Here is a 17867-nt window from a genome sequence, read left to right as displayed (position 1 = left end):
ATTGATTACCCAAAAGAAAAAATAAAAATATATGTATTGGATGACGGAAAACGAACTGAGTTCGCTGTATTTGCTGCGGATGTAGGGGTTGGTTATATCACTCGAAATGATAACCGCCATGCTAAAGCCGGTAACCTTAACCATGCGATGAAGATTACGCAGGGGGAGTTAATCTGCGTTTTTGATTGTGACCACGTAGCTACCCGCGGTTTTTTACAGGCCACGGTGGGTGGGTTCCTGGTTGATAAGCGGTTGGCGCTGCTCCAGACACCACACTACTTTTACTCCCCCGATCCGTTTGAGCGCAATCTATCAACAGGCCGTTCTGTTCCTAATGAAGGGGCACTTTTTTATGGCCCTATTCAGCAAGGGAACGATAACTGGAATGCGGCATTTTTCTGCGGTTCTTGTGCTGTTATTCGCCGTAAGGCATTAGATGAAATTGGTGGTTTTGCGGTAGAAACAGTCACCGAAGACTCCCATACTGCGCTGAAATTACAGCGTTTAGGTTGGAACTCAGCCTTTATTTCCATCCCACTAGCCGCGGGGTTGGCGACTGAACGTTTGGCGTTACATGTGATCCAACGAACCCGTTGGGCGCGGGGGATGACACAAATTTTCCGTGTGGATAATCCCTTGTTAGGGCGTGGGCTGAGCCTTCCTCAGCGTTTGTGTTATCTCAACGCCATGATTTATTACCAATTTGGTTTGCCACGCGTTGTCTTTTTACTCGCGCCACTGGGCTATCTTCTCTTTAACCAGAGTATTATTGCCTCGTCAGCCGAATTGATTTTCGCCTATGTTTTGCCCCATTTAATTATGTCTATTGCCATCAACTCACGCAGTAATGGCCGCTTCCGCTACTCTTTCTGGGGTGAAGTTTATGAAACCGTAATGGCATTCCATTTGGTTATTCCAACCATCGTTACGATGATTTCACCAAAACGTGGCAAGTTTAACGTGACGGATAAAGGCGACCTACTGGATAAGAGTTATTTCGATTTCAATATTGTTCGCCCGCATATTATTGCAGTTGTTCTGATGTTGCTCGGCATTATATGGGGATTAGTGCGCGTAGCATTGCCAGATTATTTTGGGGTTAATCCGAATGTAATTGCACTTAATATCGCCTGGGCTACTTTCAGTGTCATTCTATTATTTGCGGCTATTTCTGTTGCGCGCGAGACTCGTCAGACACGTAAAACGATCCGCATTGACGTCCAGTTACCGGCCATTATTCATTATAGTAATGGCATATCACTGCGTACTCACACCCTGGACTTGTCAATGGGCGGGGTTCGTCTGGCGATTAAAGACCAACATTTCCCAACTGAGGGTATTGAAGAGGTGGAGCTGATGTTACAACGCGGTGCTGTCAGTCTACCTGTCACGCTTATTGATGTTGAGCCAGGTGCTGTGCGGTTGATGTTTGGTGATATTCCACTGGTTAAACGTCGGGAACTGGTTCGTATTGTGTTGGCCCGTGCAGATGCCTGGATTACCGAGCCTTACCCTCAGGATCGACCATTACATTCATTACTCAGCATTATTCGTTGTGCCTTCGAACTTTTTTATCTGCCGTGGAAGCAACGTCGGGCTAGAAAAAGAAAGCTGGCCCTCCAGAAAAAAGGAAATGCGGCATGAAAGGGATATTGAGCAAGATATTGCCGTCATTGTGGTTTACAGGTGTGGTGGCCGCGTGTTCTCTGGCATTTTTTCCCATCAATGGGTTTGCTGTAGACACTAATCGTGTCGCGGGCCAGGAACAGCAAACTGAAGATGCAGCCACTGCGGGAGATTTCCCTTTATTACCTCGGCCGAACAGTGATGACTCAACCGCTGGGGCGGCGGCTCCTGCGGTTGATAATTACCCGCAAATCGCCAGCGCCCCTGAAAACCGCCCTTTGTATGATTCAACCCTACCGATACCCGTAGTTGATAACCCGGTGGTGGTGACCCGCCCGGCCTCATACAACGCGATAGTGAATACCACGATTACCATTAAAGATATGGGGCAGCCCAATGGGTTGCTGTTAAGTGGCGGTCAATTGCAATCAGGCATTGTTTTCACGTTACCCAATGATTTGGTGATTACCAATGCAAAACTATCTCTGGCGCTAAAATTATCATCAGAGCTGGCTGGCAAGAATTACAGCTTACAGTTAATGCTGAACGGGCAGCCGTTAGGGACATTGCCGCTAACGCCGTCAAGTGAAAACAGCGCGATATACCAAGTTGATGTCCCTGCGGCGATGGTGGTCGCGACCAATAATCTGAGTATGAGTATTACCGGTGACAACACGGTATTGCAGTGTGAAACAGATCAATTGAATAAATTTTGGGTCAGTATTTTACCGACCTCAAGTATTCAATTAGAAGGGCAACAACTGAATATTGGCAAGAATTTGGGGCTATTCCCTCGGCCATTCTTTGATGCCATGCAGATGAAAGAGACCAAAGTGGTTATGGCATTCCCGGCTAATATTCGTGCTGATGTGATTGGTGCTGCCGCCGGTGTTGCTTCATGGTTTGGTTATCAGGCTAATTACCGTGATATTGATTTCCCGGTACAATTTGATTCACTACCCGAAGGTAATGGTATTTTATTTGGTAAGCCGGGTGAGCATATCGGTGATTTTGTGTTACCGCAAAGCACCGGCCCAAGTCTGCAATTGATTGATAACCCGCACAACCCGGTGGCTAAATTACTCTTGGTTATTGGCAATAATGAGGAGGAGTTGCGTCAGGCTGCATGGCGTTTAACTTCTGAGCCATTACCGCCAGAGGCGAGTAGCCTAAGTGTTAAAGCGCAAGCTATCCCGCGTAGCATTCCCTATGACGCCCCGCGCTGGATTAATACTGAACATCCCGTATTACTTAAATCTTTAGTGCCAAATCTCGATGCTTTGACTGCTAATGGTATTTATCATGACGGTATTCATGTTGATTTCCGGGCGGCACCCGATCTATTTATGTGGGATGGAGAAACTATACCCATCCATATCGGTTACCGTTTCCCGATTGAAGACTGGATTGATGAAAATAGCTCCCAACTTAACGTATCGATTAACAATATTTTCTTGTATAACCTGCCGGTAAATAAGAAGGGGTTGATTGAGTCCCTGTGGCGGGCGGTTGGTGGCGATACTCGTCAGGAGAGTTATACCCTGCGTTTGGCTCCTTATCTGATTTATGGTGATAACCAGTTAGAGTTCTATTTCGCGATTAATCCGAAAGCCGGAACCCCCTGTAATCTACTAAACAACAATAATATTAAGAGTCGTATCGAACCTGATTCTTATATTGACCTGAGTCACACCCATCACTTTACCCTGTTGCCTAATCTTTCGTATTTTGTCGGCGCATCCTTCCCTTTCACCCGCTTGGCTGATTTCTCACAAACCTTGGTATTATTGCCCGAAAAACCAAGCAAAACAGAAGTTCGTACATTACTTGGTCTTGTTGCTCGTGCCGGTAATTCAACCGGAAAGCCAGTTATCCACGTCAAGGTGAAGCTGGGCGTGTCCGCAAATGAAAAAGATATTTCACTGTTTGCTGATAACGATATTTTGGTGGTGTCGACATTAGACCATGCTGATTTCACCCAAACACTATTAACCGCGACATCATTTGGCCTGGAAAATGGTGTGCTATCAGTGAAAGAACCGTCGACGTTAGAAAAGTTGGCGGATTACCTCACTGGGGTTTGGTTCCGCCAGCAAGTTGAGGCCGATCGCTACCTTTCATCGACGGATAACTGGCGCGGCTTCCTGAGTTTCCGTTCTGGCTGGAATCCGCAGAAGGTCGTGGTGCTGGCAACCGCAACAGGTGATGATCAATTAGCGAGTATTCACGGCGATTTGAAGTTATCGACGGTTAATGCCGGCGTGCGTGGCGATCTGGCGATTATTACCAATGAAAATGGTGTGCGCAGTTTTAGTGTTGGCGAGCAATTCCCTCGTGGTGAGCTGCCTTGGTATCAAATGATTATCTGGTATGCCAGTCAGCATATCGTGATTTTGGCGTTACTTGCTTTACTGATCTCAGTCATCATTGGTGTGAGCATGTTTGGGTTATTAAAACGCCGTGCGGCAATACGCTTAGGCAAAGATCCTAAAGAATGATAATAAAACTGTTGATGATGTGGGCCTATTGTATGGAGCGGGGTTGATATGAAATCAAGTCATGTAAAGTCACCATTGATTAATGCCCTGTTGCTTACTGGGATGGTCGGATTTGCTGCAATCCCTGTCTGGGGACAGGCGGCAGAGAATACGCCAGCGATAAAGGCATTGTTAGATCAGGCCACCTACTGGCATGAGAAAGCCCATAATGATCTGGCGACTAACGCGCTGCAAAAGATCCTGATGGTCGATCCTACCAACGTTGATGCTTTATATCTAATGTCCCTTTATGCCTCTGAAAAAGGGGATAAAGCCGAGTCGCTTGAATGGCGTAAAAAATTAAATGCGGCCTCCCCGGATGACCCACGTTTGCAGTCGTTAGATAATGCCAAAGTCATGCAGTCCATTTCGCCGAGCCAATTAGCGGCAGCGCGCCAGTTTGCCAGCCAGGGCAATATTCCCAAGGCGATTGAGAGTTATCAGAATTTATTTAACGGTAATAAACCGTTGGATAATTTAGCGGTAGAATATTACTTGACCATGGCGGGGGATGCGGCGACGTTACCAACAGCTATCGCCGAATTACAGCAACGTGTAGCACAATCCCCAAATGATGTTGCTGCCCGCGTGGCGCTGGGTAAAGTACTGACCTACCAACAGACAACCCGCCGTGATGGTATTGCCATGCTTAATAGTCTGGCGGCGACTAACCGCGAAGCTGATGCTGCTTTGCGCCAGGCACTGATGTGGATAACACCGCAACCGGCAGATGAAGGGCTTTATCAGGCCTATCAACAACGCCATCCCGACTCTCAGGTTGTCGCCGATTACTATAAAAAGAATATCGGTGGAGCAGCAAAAGGCCAGGGTTACAGTGAACTTAATCGCGGTGATTTAACCAAGGCAAAAAGCCAGTTTGAGTCAGTGTTGGCGATCAACCCTAACGATGGCGATGCATTAGCGGGTTTGGGGTTTATCGCTTTGCGCAGTGGTGATTTCGCCAATGCAGAAAACTACCTGACTCAGGCGGCCAAACAAGGTGGGGCAAACAGCGCACAACTGGCGGCGCAAGCGCAAGATGCCCATTTCTACGGCGAGTTGGATAAAGCTAAAAAAGCCTTTGCCAGCGGGAATATTGACGGTGCGCTGGCATTGAGCGCCCCATTGGCACAGGCCACAGGGGACAAAGGCACTGCGGTGGCGCTGTTCCGGGCTGATTTGTTGCGGCGCAAAGGTGATTTGAGTGCTGCTGAACAGGCTTACCGCAATATCCTGGCGCAGCAACAGCAAAATAATGATGCGAAATTGGGGCTGTATTATGTATTGCGGCAGCAAAAGAATGATGCCGAGGCACAGCAAGTGCTACAAACCGTGCCAAACAATCTCAAACCCGCCGCCGCGCCCGCCGGGATCAATGTTGAGCCGATTCGTCGTGAGGCTGCATTAGCGCTGCAACGTAATGATCCTGCGGCGGCATTAAATCTGTTACAACAGGCGCTAACTAAGCAGCCATCGAATATCTGGGTTCGTCTGGATATGGCGAGAATACTGCAACAACAAGGAAATACAGCCCAGGCGCAAAGTCTGATGGCTGAAGTTTCGGCTCCCGGCGCACCGGCGGATAATCTATATGCTGCCGCTTTGTTTGCCGCTGAAAACAAAGATTGGGCAACCAGTAATGCTTTACTCAATCAGATCCCGCCAGCCCGCCAAACTAAAGAGGTCCGTGCGCTGGCTGACCGTGTGGAGTTCAATCAAAAAATAGCGACAGCAGAAACGGCTCTGGCAAAGGGTGATTCAGCCAGTGCTGCGGCAATATTGCGCGGACTGGCACAAAATCCGCCTACCGCCCCTGCTGATGTCGGTAATCTGGCTAAAGATTTGATGGCTGCCGGTGACAGCACCACGGCGGTTAGTTTAGTGCGTAAAAATATCAATAATGGCATTCATGGCAAGGCGGGCGATTATGCGGCACAAATCAGTGTCTTGACGCAATCTGGCCTGACGCAAGAAGCGGAAGCCTTATTGAGTAATCCCGCGATTCAAAGTGGCAGTTCGCCGATAGAGATCAGTCGATTACGACTAGGGACCACTATCAATCAGGCCGATGCATTGCGTGAGCAAGGCCAGTATGCTGCGGCGTATGACAAGTTGATTGTGGCGCTACAAAGTGATCCGCAAAATATTGACCTGATGCTGGCGATGGGGCGTCTTTACCAATCCGGTAAAATGAATGATGAAGCCGGTAAAGTTTATGCTTATTTATTAAAACGTGATCCGACTAATGAAGGGGCGCGGGTAGGGGCGGTAAACGTGGCACTGGCTAATGGTGATGTCCAGAGCGCCAGACAATTGATGTTGGGAATGCGCGGGCCAAGAACCCCTGAGCGCTTATTGCTTGCTGCCCGGGTCGCGGAAGCTGAAGGGGATCATGAGCAGGCTCTGGCTTTGTTACGTTCCGCCAAAGGTAAAATGATTGGGCTGGAAGGGGCAGACAGTGTTGGTGGCGCGAATATTGCTGGCTTACAACTTAGCGACAATCCGTTTATTAACCAGACCACCCGCACGCAGCCGCGGACCAATTCAAGCTATGGCGCGGTGTTGCCGTGGCAAAATGCGGGCACAGAAGGCGCTGCCATGGGGGGAGTCAATAATCTGGCACCTACCGCTAACGTTGCGCAAAACGGCACCCTGAAGCAAGTTGATCAGATGCTGGATACTTTACAGGATAAAACTGCCAGTTGGGCGCAGGCCAATATCAGTATTCGCAGTCGCGATGGTGAATCGGGCCTGAGTCAATTGACTGAAGCCAAAGCCCCGCTCACCTTTGCCGGTGTGCCTTTTGATAGCTCCCGCCTGAGTTTTACCGTCACGCCGGTATCCCTCAATGCAGGTTCAACCTCAGGTACGGGCAGTAACCGTTTTGGTACCGGGGCATTGCAGCAGGGTTTGGAAGTTAAAAATGCGACAGAGACATCAGCACTTGCCGCAACTAACTCAGCGGCGGTATTAGCGGCGGCGACAACTGCTCAATTGCAGGCTCAAGCGGATAGAGAAAGTGCGTGTAATGGCGCAGGCGCTGGAACGCAAGGTTGTGTTGATGCTAGGGTAGTGGAAAATGATGCCAACAGTGCCAAACAACTGGCGGCTAATAATCTGGTTACAGCCCAAACCTTTAGTCCAAATGATTTCACCGCCGACTCCCCAGGCTCACAAAGTGAGTCAGGGGTAGAACTGGCACTGGCCTTGGCGGGGGAAGATTATAAAGCCGACATTGGTACCACGCCGTTAGGGCAAGATATGAGTGCCCTTATTGGCGGCGTGCAATGGGCACCTAAGCTTGGCGAATTCGCTAAACTGGCGATGACAGTAGAACGTCGGCCAGTGACGGATAGCTTGCTTTCATACGTGGGTGCAACCGATAAGATCAGCGGATCGCAATGGGGGGCAGTCACTAAGAATGGGGGGGGCTTAAACCTGAGCTATGACGATGGCGATGCCGGCCTTTATGCAGGATTAAATTATTACAATTATATCGGTGATAATGTTCCGAGTAATGGTTCAATTAACTCTTCAGTAGGCGCGTATATTCGTCCTTATCGCTATGATGACCGTGAATTAAAAACGGGTATCAATATCAGCTATATGAATTTCTCTAAAAATCTCAGTTATTTCAGTTACGGTCAAGGGGGCTATTTCAGTCCACAAGATTATGTCAGTGTCTCTTTCCCGGTTGAGTATAGCCAACGCTATGGTAACTGGAATTATAAATTGGGTGGGGCGGTAGGCTATCAATCCTATTCGCAGGATGAGAGTAAATATTTCCCGAATAATCCAGAGTTGCAGGCTCAACTGGAGCAATTGGTGCGCGATGGTTATAGCACTGAATCCCGTTATGCTGCGCAAAGTAAAAATGGCATTGGATATAACTTCAAGGCTGATGGCAGTTACAACTTACAGAAGAATATGCAGATCGGCGGGCAGGTTGGCTATGATACTTTTGGCGACTACTCCGAGACTACCGCCTTGGTCTACTTCAGATATTTGTTGGATGGGAAATAATCATGCAAGAGAATAACTATCTTTCGGAACAACAGGATTATTACCGTCAGCAGCAGCATCAGCCGGGATGGCAAAATGTGGTGCAAGTGCTTTTTTCAGGTATTCAGGCTAATGCTGACAGTGCGGATGGCAGGGCTTTTATCCGCAACATGGGGACTCAACTGGCACAGCATAACCCCTTACCGATAAGTCAGACCGTGGGTGAGTTTGAAGATCAAATTAATCATCTATGGTCCAGATATCATTGGGGATTTTTGCGCATTTCCGCGAATGAACAGGAAATGCAGTTAAGTCACTGTGCATGGCCGGACACGGACAATCTGACTGAACAGTCACAGTGGAAAACTGCATTTGCAACATTTTTAGAAGGTATTTATAAGGAGTGGCTCAGACAGCAAGGAGGGCAGTCAGAAGTGAATGTCCGTTGGCTGGATAATAAAACCGAAGGTCCATTAGTGTTCCGTTATAAAAACGGCATTTGAGGCATATTATGCTAATTATGAAGGTCATGCGTGTTGTTGTTACCGCCGGTGTGCTATTTGGCCTACTGTTTTCCACCGGAGTACAGGCTTATGAGCCCGGCTGGGAACAATTTAAAAGCCGGTTTCTTAAGCCCGATGGCCGAATTGTTGATACGGGTAACCATGATATCAGCCATACCGAAGGGCAAGGTTTTGGTATGCTACTTGCCGTATTCAATGATGACCGGCCTACCTTTGATTCATTATTGGGTTGGACTCAAAAGACATTATACAATGCAGATACCGGATTATTTTCATGGCGGTATGAGCCGAATGCTAAAGTAAAAGTTGCTGATAAAAATAATGCTACAGATGGCGATATATTGATTGCCTGGGCATTATTACTGGCTGGGGATAAATGGCACAATCGCGACTATACGAGTCAATCTAATCAAATACAGAATGCTATTATTAAACACACGGTCATTAACTTTGCCGGTTACCATGTATTATTGCCAGGCTCTGCAAGTTTTAATCATACCAGTTATGTTGTGATCAACCCGTCTTATTACATATTTCCAGCCTGGAATTCATTCTACCAATACAGTCATTTGAAAATATGGAAAGACTTGAATGACGATGCTATCCAGCAGTTATCCGCGATGAAGCTTGGCAAAGTCAATTTGCCGACTGATTGGGTGTCATTGCGGTCGGATGGTAGTTTCGCACCGGCCAATGGTTGGCCTGCACGTTTTAGTTTTGATGCGGTGCGTATTCCATTATATCTCAGTTGGGGAGGACATAATGGCAGTGCATTGGCGCCTTTTATTGATTATTGGCAAGGTTTTTCGCGTTTAAAAACACCGGCATGGGTCAATGTTGTTACGGGGGCTACCGCGGAATATGCACTGACACCTGGGATGCTGGCGATACGGGATCTTACCTTAGGTGATGCTGCTCAATTAACGGCAGTATTACAACCAGAAGAAGACTATTACTCCTCTTGTTTACGCTTATTATCTTGGTGGGCGGCACAGCAGAAATGAGTAAAAAGCACGTTCTACTTGCAGGGCGTGCTTAGGTCGGTTCATCACGGTAACATCCGCTTTATCATGTCAGGATCAGAGCGTTGTCACGATTTCTGGTTGATTTTTTCCATTAAAATAAGTCGTTACGTAATAAATTTGTTCTATGATTGAAAACCGGCCCTCTGGTTATTGATGGAGGGAGAGTTCATATAAGGAGAACACAATGCCTCATATGCCTTTGATAGCGCTTCCCCACACTCATTCTGATTGTTGTCTTTGCCATAGTCCGGCGTTCGTTCGTATCAATACGGTGTTTGCTCAGAAAGCTGCTCATTCTGCCCCTATAACAGCGGCAACCGTTGCTGCGGCGATCCCAGGAGCGACCCAGCAAAGAAGAGATGTCGCGGCCAATACTGTGCGTGTGATGGCCTTTGTTAATATTCGCCTTTTTGATGGTGTTTCAGACCATTTGCGCGATGGATTGCAAGTATTAGTGGAAGGTAACAGGATCAAGTCGGTAGAGCCGGCTGATAAAGCATTGCCACCGGATGTGGAACGGATAGACGGTGGTGGTGGTGTATTGATGCCAGGGCTTATCGACGCACACTGGCACGCCATTATGGCTCGGCCATCAATGATGACGGCGATGACAGCAGATTTCAATTATATCCAGGCGCTGGCAATTGCAGAGGCGCAGGCGACTATATTGCGTGGTTTCACCACGGTGCGTGATATGGGCGGGCCGGTTTTTGGCCTGAAACGCGCTATTGATGAGCAGGTGACGGTCGGGCCACGTATCTATCCTTCCGGCGCATTTATCACTCAAACTGGTGGGCACGGCGATTTCCGTCTGATTGGTGAATTACCGCATACGCCATCAGACCCCTTGAGTTATGCCGAGCGCGTAGGTATGACGGCGATTGCCGATGGTGCCGATCAGGTGTTACTGCGTGCCAGAGAACAATTGATGCGAGGCGCGTCGCAACTCAAATACATGGCGGGGGGTGGTGTAGCCTCTATGTATGACTCTATCAGTGTGACCGAGGGATCTGTACCAGAGATTCAAGCGGCAGTTACGGCGGCTGAGAATTGGGGTACCTATGTCACCGTCCATGCTTATACGGCACGGGCGGTCACCATGGCGATTAAAGGTGGGGTTAAATGTATCGAACACGGCCAGTTGGTGGATGAGGAGACCGTCCAGTTAATGGCAGAAAAAGACATTTGGTGGAGCTTACAACCCTTCCTTGACGACGAGGATGCGGTGCCAATGGCCAGTCCGGCATCACGTGCCAAGCAGCTTGAGATGGTTGCCGGTACTGATACGGCCTATAGGTTGGCGAAAAAATATAACATCAAGACAGCGTGGGGCACCGATACATTATTCGATGCCCGACTGGCAACCCGACAGGGTGCTCAATTGGCCAAGTTGACTCGCTGGTACTCACCGCTTGAAATTCTCAAGATGGCCACCAGCGTTAATGCTGAACTCTGTGCCTTCTCCGGTCCAAGAAACCCGTATCCCGGTAAGTTGGGTGTGGTGGAGAATGACGCACTGGCTGACTTGATTCTGGTTGATGGTGATCCACTGAGTGATATTCAACTCATTGCTCGGCCAGAGAAAGCATTCCGGCTCATTATGAAAGATGGGCAAATTTTCAAAAATACGTTGGGCAGCGATCTGTAGTGGCTTTTTATGATCGAATAGCTGTTTTTCTGCCTGTTAACGCCGCATTAACTGAGGCCGAATAATGAATGATATGACTTCCCTTAGGAAGCCAGAGTGGTTTTTTTTCAGGGGGTTAGCGAGTACCAACCTGAACTTATGGCGCGGGTCGTTAGTTCTGTTATCGGTTATTGTTCTGAGCGGCTGCACCGGCGTAGCGGCGCCCTCATTTTCATTGGTGGGCTCTTACTTTCCATCCTGGATGGCGTGCGCTTTTATCGGAATAGTTGTGGCAGTGATGGCTCGCATTCTGTTTATTCGGGTGGGTATTGATGAGGTGCTGCCATGGCGGCTGTTGGTGTATGTCTGCCTGGCGCTTGCTGTGGCATTTATCAGTTCCCTATTACTGTTTACACGATGAATGATGAATATGAATAAACTATCAGGGAGTGGGCGTAAGCGGCAACTGGCGCTTATCGTCGCCGGCGTTATCATCGTCGCGGCAGTGATATCAGGCTGGCTTTCCGTGCGGCAGACTACCCTGAATCCATTATCTGAAGATGCAGAATTAGGGGCCAGTGTGGTGCATGTTGCCAGTTCGGTACCTGGCCGTATTATCTCGATTAATGTTGTGGAAAACAGCAAGGTCCGGCGGGGTGACCTGCTGTTTACCATCGAGCCGGATCTCTATCGGCTGCAAGTCGCACAGGCGCAAGCTGAATTGAAAATGGCAGAGGCGGCTCGCGATACCCAGCAACGGACGGTGGTCGCTGAACAATCCAATGCCGCGATTACCAATGAACAGATTGTACGGGCACAAGCCAATCTCAAGTTAGCGACTCAGACATTGGCCCGGCTACAACCTCTGCTCCCTAAAGGTTATGTCACCGCCCAGCAGGTCGATGATGCGGCGACGGCGAAACACGACGCCGAGGTTAGCCTGAAACAGGCATTAAAACAGTCATTTGCTGCCGAGGCTTTAGTCAGTACGACTGCGGCCGCTGAAGCGTTGGTAGTGGCACGGCGCGCGGCGCTGGCTATTGCTGAACGGGAACTGGCGAATACACAAGTACGAGCCCCCCATGATGGTCGGGTGGTGGGGCTGACGGTCTCGGCCGGGGAGTTTGTCGTCCCGGATCAGGCCATTTTTACCCTTATCAATACTGAACATTGGCATGCCTCGGCCTTTTTCCGTGAAACGGAATTGAAGCATATCAACGTGGGGGATTGCGCTACCGTGTATGTTATGGCGGACAGACAGCGCGCGATTCAGGGGCGAGTTGAGGGGATTGGTTGGGGCGTCAGCTCTGAGGATATGCTGAATATTCCACGTGGCCTGCCTTATGTCCCGAAATCATTAAATTGGGTACGTGTTGTTCAGCGTTTCCCAGTGAGAATCAGTCTGGAAAAACCGCCGGAGGACCTGATGCGAATCGGGGCGACTGCTGTGGTTGTTGTGCGCAATGACGACGGTTGCTGACGGTACGCTCGGTGGCATAATCCGTCAGGCAAAAGCGGATTTAGCCTATTTCCCTGGGCGAGTGGCGATGGCCTGGCGGGTTGCTGCACTCTGTGCATTGATGGCTATGGTTGCCATGGTGTATGGCATCCCGGAATCCGCTATCAGTTGCTATCTGATTATTTTCGTCATGAAACCGGACGGCGTAGAAAGCATGGTGATGGCGATTGCTATCACCATCCTGGTGTCGCTGGTGGTTGGTCTGGTGTTTCTGCTTATTCATTTCACGTTGGAAGCCGCGCCACTGCGCATGGCAGCCTTGATTGTCAGTTCGTTTCTGTTTCTCTATCTTGGCTCAGCCAGTAAGCTCGGCCCGGTGGGGAGTATTATTGCGCTGGTTATTGCGTTTGTGATGACGTTGCTCAGTGATATACCCATGGGTGAGGTCGCAACGCGGGGGCTGTTGTATGCCTGGTTAATGGCGGTTTCCCCGATGTTGCTGATTATTGGTTTTAACCTTTTCTTTGGCCGGGCACCCCAGACGTTATTGCGGGCCAGTTTAGCCGAGCGACTTTTCACCGTAGCCGAGACATTGCGCCAACCCGATGCCACCAATATGGCTAAGCTAACCGAGCTACTACAGGAAGGGCAAAATGAGCATCAACAGCGGGCGCTTTTTGTACGTATCTTCCATCTACGCCCCTCGCCAGAAGCAGCCTGGTTGGAAAGTGCCGTAAAAAGCAGTTATCGCCTGCTATTGGCAACGTCAGCTTTATCTGCTGGCTCACCAGAGAATGAGCGTATCGAACTCGCGGGCTACTGTCGCGATGCGGCACAGGCGATAGCGGCGGGCAATCTTGCTGTTACCCCTCACTTTGCTATTGAGAATGCGGGTGATGAGATCAATGAAATCAGAAACGCACTGCTAGCACTGGCGAATGCGGATAATGGGCAAGATTTGGCTGCCCCGAAATCCTCATTCTTTGCCGCAGATGCACTGACCAATCCTGCTCATCAGCGTTTTGCGCTAAAGACGACCGCCGCCGCCCTGATTTGCTATCTGGTCTATACCGCATTGGATTGGCAGGATATCCATACTGCCATGATCACCTGCTATGTCGCGGCGTTAGGTACCACCGGTGAGACAGTGCATAAACTGGTACTGCGGATTATCGGGTGCTTGATCGGCGCGTTAATGGGGGTTCTGGCGATCATTTTCATTATTCCCTACCTGAGTGATATTGGTCAATTGATGGCGCTGGTGTTTGGCTGCATTCTATTGGCCGCTTGGGTTTCCTGTGGCAGCGAGCGTATCGCTTATGCCGGTGTGCAGGTCGGGCTGGCATTCCTGCTGACGGTGTTGCAAGGCTTCGGGCCAAGTACAGATCTGGGGGTGGCACTCGATAGGGTGCTTGGGATCTTGCTGGGTAATCTGGTGGTGTATTTGATTTTTACCCGGTTGTGGCCGGTGGCTATCGTAGATGCGGTGCGCATACATATTAGTAACACGTTGACGGGACTGACAAATTTGGCAGCGCTGTCGCCTGATGCACGGCCTGCGGCACTAAGAGAAGCGACAACCATTGAGGCGGAGATTACCCAAGCGCGAGAAGAGCTGGCACTGGTTCCCTTTGAGCCAGCACAATTACGCCCTTCACGAGAAGAGTGCGCACGCTTATACGCAATACTGGCAGAAATGAGTAAATTGTGCCCAGTGCTGTTTCTACCGACTGAAAAATCGGCGTCTGATGTGGAACAACTGCGTCAGCTCTCGCTTGTCGGTGACATAACCGAGCAACAAGGCGAGCACGTGCCAGAGAGGGAATCTTCATGGCAGGGGTTATCGCCAGTTGAACTGACTATTGGGCAACGTATAAAAAGACTCGGGGAACTTCTGGGAACTTGATGACATGACGACTCACGCGGTACTGACGGCCAGGATAGCCAAAATGGGCCTTATTTGCACGGCGGCTGGCTTATGCATATTGATTACGGGGTGTGCCACTGAGCGACTTGACCTCGCGCCAGCCTCCTATTCCGAACCTTGGGTCGCGGATGCCAATACGGGCAGTGCTGCGGGCGCGGGTAGTTTCTCTGTGCCAGCTAATCCGCTGGTGGCAGAACTTCCTCAGCCACCGGCAATAAAGAGCGGACATCTTTACTCATTACCTGAGCTGATTGATATTGCCCAGACTCAGAATCCAGATACCCGCATTGCCTGGCAGCAAGCGCGACAGGCTGCATTGGCTGTCGGTATGGGGGAGGCGGTATTTTTACCGATCATTTCAGCCAGTGTTATTGGTGGCTACCAGAGTACCAGCACACCGTTACCTTACGCGATTGGCAGCCATAAGGATGTTAATACCTCCGGGAGCGCAGTTGTTCCGGCGCTGGCATTACAGTGGCTTATCTTTGATTTTGGGCAGCGTAGTGCATTACTTGACGCAGCTAAACAAACCTCTTATGCCGCCAATGTTAGCTTTAATGGGATGCATCAGAAGCTAATCTACGATGTCACACGGACTTATTTCCAATATGGTGCCGCGCAGACCCAGAGGCAGATAGCAGAGCAAACGCTGAAAAATAGCTTAAAGATTCAAGATGCTGCCGAACAACGTCAAAAAAATGGTATTGCCACCACCGTCGAAGTGGCGTTGGCGCGCCAACAGGTGGCACAGTCTGAACTGCGCCGCGTGATGACAAAAGGTACGGAACGCGATGCTTATCAGGCATTACTGGGGGCGATGGGGGTTTCTCCCTCATTAGATATCAACATCGCTTATGCCGAAGACCGCGCTTTGCCAGATGTTGCCAGCACGCCGACCGAAAATATGATTCGTCTGGCCCTTTCCCAGCGGCCTGATGTGTTAGCCAGCTATGCGGCGGTTGAAGCTGCCAAGGCAGGTATCAAAGCCACTGAGGCCGACTTTTTGCCAAAAGTCTATCTTGCCGGAGCAGTCGCAGGCGGTGATGGGCGCTTTGATATTCAGGGTCTACCTGGGATTAGCCAGCAGACTTCATCCTCTAGCATTTTGGTGGGGGTCAGTGTTCCTCTTTACGATGGCGGGATACGGGCGGCGCGGGTCAAAGAGGCGGAGTCTCGTGCGGCAGTTGCAGCGGAAGGATTTAAGAAAACTCAGGAGTTGGCGGTGCGTGAAATCGTGGTGGCGGCGGATACTTTGCACTCGGCGCTTGAGTCTAATCAGGCGGCACTCAATCTGGTGAAAACGTCATTTATCACCTATGACGCTGCACTGGAATCTTATCGTAATGGTGTAGGTACCATCACGGTCGCTAACGAAGCGGCCAATGGCTTGTTGAATGCACAACAGATGAGTACCGATGCCCACGCCGCTTCGCTGGTCGCCGCTGCCAATCTGGCTTTTGTGATGGGTAAAATGACAAATACCTCACAACCTCTCGAGTTGCTTCATTAATCATAGAAATAAAGGGGCTTTCTTTTGGCGATAGGGGACGTTATTCAGGGGGTTGCACAAATTAACACAGGAGATGATAACCCATTAATGACATAGAGGTTTTTATCTATATTTTTTACACTGACAAAATACTGTACATCATCACGTGTTGTCTGAATGAATTTCGACCAGACATTATCTGGCACATCATCAATAGCTCTTATAATTTGAGTGGTGAAGTTGACTGTATAAACACCGTTATTATCCAAGGTGGTGTAGTTGAATGGCAGAGCACGATTTAATATATATGATGATGTTTTATCCTGTGCTGTTCCGGTGAATTTTATGAAACCATCACCATTGCGGGATAAAAAGATACTCACATCTGCCAGTAATGAAACAGAATCATAGGTATTAATGTTTTTTTTCAGGTATAGCTCAGAATCGCACTGTAAAACAACTTTAGGCAATAGTTGATAGGCCCAGAAAATGGCGACGGCAGCTAATATCGTCAGGTAAACCACGGTAAGGTAACCTTTTTTCATCGTGCCTCTCCCGAGTTAATCCTGATCGTTCTGCACGCGTTATATCTACCCTGTTCATCTTCAATACATATACCTATAAAGGTGAGCTGATTAATCTTATAACCATCACTTCCTTTGGTATAAAAGATATGGTGCTTTTTCACTGAGCAGTCAATTTTTTCCTGCTTGAGGTCGCGCCGTGCCATATCAAGACTCCCCCCTTCGGCAGGGAATGTCGCATTTTTCTGGATAAAAATCTGGCATTGGTCAATTTCGCCAGAGAGTAAATAATTCGCTTTGCCAATGGTAACGTCGACCCAGTTGGCGTAAATCTTAAGAGCTGTACCTAATACTGATAGGATCACCAAAATAAGTAATATTTTGGATCTTAGTATTGTCAGATATTTTCGACCCGGGACTATCACTTCCCGGGTTAACGGGGCAATAGTTGGCATCAGGGCCGCGGTATTAGGCTGGCTAGTGGCTGATATTTCTTTGGAGTGCTCTGCTGCTATATCATAGCGTTCTTCTCCGGTATCTAGCTCTGGCTGTGCGGTACTCAGTATTGACTCAATCCGCGCTGTAAACTGAAAACCATGTTTAGGTATAGTCGTGATGACTTGTGGATTTTCACCTAAGGCTGTCAGGGCTTTTCTCAGTTCACTAACATAAGCATTCAGGTTGCTGTTTGATGCAGTAAAACCATAGTCTTCCCACACATTCTTCAGCAGTACTTCTCTTTCTATTGGTTGATTCTGATGTTTGATAAATTCAAGCAATAGCCGGGTTGCCGGGTTGGACAATGTCACCGCCCGTTCTTCGTCATTCAACTCCATCAATATCTTTTCTGATGGATTAAACACAATCGTAAGATTAAGTATATATTTCATCTATGACTCTAATGGACTAAACAACCTTTTAGTCGGGGCTAAATCAAAAACGGCAATGCAGTCTTAGGTTAAGCTACTCTCATAAATTTGTTTTTTGAAATGTTTTTTATGACTGACGGCTCTTTTTGTGGAAAAGAAAATAGGGCTAACCAACGCGGGCATAAAGAGCAATATCTCTTAACGAGCATTAAGAATCACTACTGCTAGAATTTAACATTTAATCAGTCTCTGCCTTAT

General features: G+C 48.8%; 12 protein-coding genes. 10 read left to right on the top strand and 2 right to left on the bottom strand.

The annotated features are described in order from the left end of the window. The 10 genes from bcsA to V1952_RS12370 all read left to right on the top strand — a co-directional run. Positions 1 to 1644 (top strand): UDP-forming cellulose synthase catalytic subunit (bcsA, locus tag V1952_RS12415; RefSeq protein WP_420074831.1); only part of this gene is annotated, 1644 nt, incomplete at its 5' end. Then, complete coding sequence (gene bcsB, locus V1952_RS12410; RefSeq protein WP_420071207.1) at positions 1641 to 4124, top strand: cellulose biosynthesis cyclic di-GMP-binding regulatory protein BcsB; 2484 nt, start codon at positions 1641 to 1643, stop codon at positions 4122 to 4124. The genes bcsA and bcsB, both read left to right, overlap by 4 nt. Before the next feature lie 48 nt (positions 4125 to 4172). Continuing rightward, positions 4173 to 8186 (top strand): cellulose synthase subunit BcsC-related outer membrane protein, encoded by a 4014-nt coding sequence (locus tag V1952_RS12405; protein ID WP_420074830.1) that lies wholly within the window; start codon positions 4173 to 4175, stop codon positions 8184 to 8186. 2 nt (positions 8187 to 8188) lie between these two features. Further along, positions 8189 to 8668 carry a cellulose biosynthesis protein BcsD gene (gene bcsD, locus V1952_RS12400; protein ID WP_420074829.1) on the top strand — a complete coding sequence of 160 codons (480 nt, stop codon included), beginning with the start codon at positions 8189 to 8191 and terminating at the stop codon, positions 8666 to 8668. A gap of 8 nt (positions 8669 to 8676) precedes the next feature. After that, positions 8677 to 9693, top strand: a complete 1017-nt coding sequence (locus V1952_RS12395; protein ID WP_420074828.1) for a glycosyl hydrolase family 8 — start codon at positions 8677 to 8679, stop codon at positions 9691 to 9693. 205 nt (positions 9694 to 9898) lie between these two features. Continuing rightward, on the top strand, positions 9899 to 11362 hold the full coding sequence (locus V1952_RS12390) for an amidohydrolase family protein (protein WP_420074827.1): 1464 nt from the start codon (positions 9899 to 9901) through the stop codon (positions 11360 to 11362). A 64-nt stretch (positions 11363 to 11426) separates the two neighbouring features. Further along, the gene (locus V1952_RS12385; protein ID WP_372560572.1) at positions 11427 to 11762 is read left to right on the top strand and encodes a YtcA family lipoprotein; all 336 of its coding nucleotides are present in this window, start codon (positions 11427 to 11429) and stop codon (positions 11760 to 11762) included. Positions 11763 to 11771: 9 nt separating this feature from the next. Continuing rightward, complete coding sequence (gene mdtN / locus V1952_RS12380; protein WP_372560573.1) at positions 11772 to 12821, top strand: multidrug transporter subunit MdtN; 1050 nt, start codon at positions 11772 to 11774, stop codon at positions 12819 to 12821. After that, positions 12805 to 14706 carry an FUSC family protein gene (locus V1952_RS12375; RefSeq protein WP_420074826.1) on the top strand — a complete coding sequence of 634 codons (1902 nt, stop codon included), beginning with the start codon at positions 12805 to 12807 and terminating at the stop codon, positions 14704 to 14706. The genes mdtN and V1952_RS12375 overlap by 17 nt, the downstream gene beginning before the upstream one ends. A 4-nt stretch (positions 14707 to 14710) precedes the next feature. Then, the gene (locus V1952_RS12370) at positions 14711 to 16237 is read left to right on the top strand and encodes a TolC family protein (protein WP_420074825.1); all 1527 of its coding nucleotides are present in this window, start codon (positions 14711 to 14713) and stop codon (positions 16235 to 16237) included. Between the two features lie 44 nt (positions 16238 to 16281). Here the strand turns inward: V1952_RS12370 and V1952_RS12365 are convergent, their stop codons facing one another. Together V1952_RS12365 and V1952_RS12360 are read right to left on the bottom strand one after the other, a co-directional pair. After that, on the bottom strand, positions 16282 to 16761 hold the full coding sequence (locus tag V1952_RS12365; RefSeq protein WP_420071201.1) for a FidL-like protein: 480 nt from the start codon (positions 16759 to 16761) through the stop codon (positions 16282 to 16284). Continuing rightward, positions 16758 to 17630 carry a winged helix-turn-helix domain-containing protein gene (locus V1952_RS12360; protein WP_372560577.1) on the bottom strand — a complete coding sequence of 291 codons (873 nt, stop codon included), beginning with the start codon at positions 17628 to 17630 and terminating at the stop codon, positions 16758 to 16760. The genes V1952_RS12365 and V1952_RS12360 overlap by 4 nt, the downstream gene beginning before the upstream one ends. Positions 17631 to 17867: the final 237 nt, after the last annotated feature.

The sequence above is a fragment of the Yersinia sp. 2542 StPb PI genome, assembly GCF_048593855.1.
Classification (GTDB): Bacteria; Pseudomonadota; Gammaproteobacteria; order Enterobacterales; family Enterobacteriaceae; genus Yersinia; species Yersinia enterocolitica_E.
This window is presented reverse-complemented; position numbering and strand designations above follow the sequence as displayed.

Coding starts and splice junctions, on each gene's coding strand:
- bcsB (WP_420071207.1), top strand. CDS start 1,641: ATGAAAGGGATATTGAGCAAGATATTGCCGTCATTGTGGTTTACAGGT.
- V1952_RS12405 (WP_420074830.1), top strand. CDS start 4,173: ATGAAATCAAGTCATGTAAAGTCACCATTGATTAATGCCCTGTTGCTT.
- bcsD (WP_420074829.1), top strand. CDS start 8,189: ATGCAAGAGAATAACTATCTTTCGGAACAACAGGATTATTACCGTCAG.
- V1952_RS12395 (WP_420074828.1), top strand. CDS start 8,677: ATGCTAATTATGAAGGTCATGCGTGTTGTTGTTACCGCCGGTGTGCTA.
- V1952_RS12390 (WP_420074827.1), top strand. CDS start 9,899: ATGCCTCATATGCCTTTGATAGCGCTTCCCCACACTCATTCTGATTGT.
- V1952_RS12385 (WP_372560572.1), top strand. CDS start 11,427: ATGAATGATATGACTTCCCTTAGGAAGCCAGAGTGGTTTTTTTTCAGG.
- mdtN (WP_372560573.1), top strand. CDS start 11,772: ATGAATAAACTATCAGGGAGTGGGCGTAAGCGGCAACTGGCGCTTATC.
- V1952_RS12375 (WP_420074826.1), top strand. CDS start 12,805: ATGACGACGGTTGCTGACGGTACGCTCGGTGGCATAATCCGTCAGGCA.
- V1952_RS12370 (WP_420074825.1), top strand. CDS start 14,711: ATGACGACTCACGCGGTACTGACGGCCAGGATAGCCAAAATGGGCCTT.
- V1952_RS12365 (WP_420071201.1), bottom strand. CDS start 16,761: ATGAAAAAAGGTTACCTTACCGTGGTTTACCTGACGATATTAGCTGCC.
- V1952_RS12360 (WP_372560577.1), bottom strand. CDS start 17,630: ATGAAATATATACTTAATCTTACGATTGTGTTTAATCCATCAGAAAAG.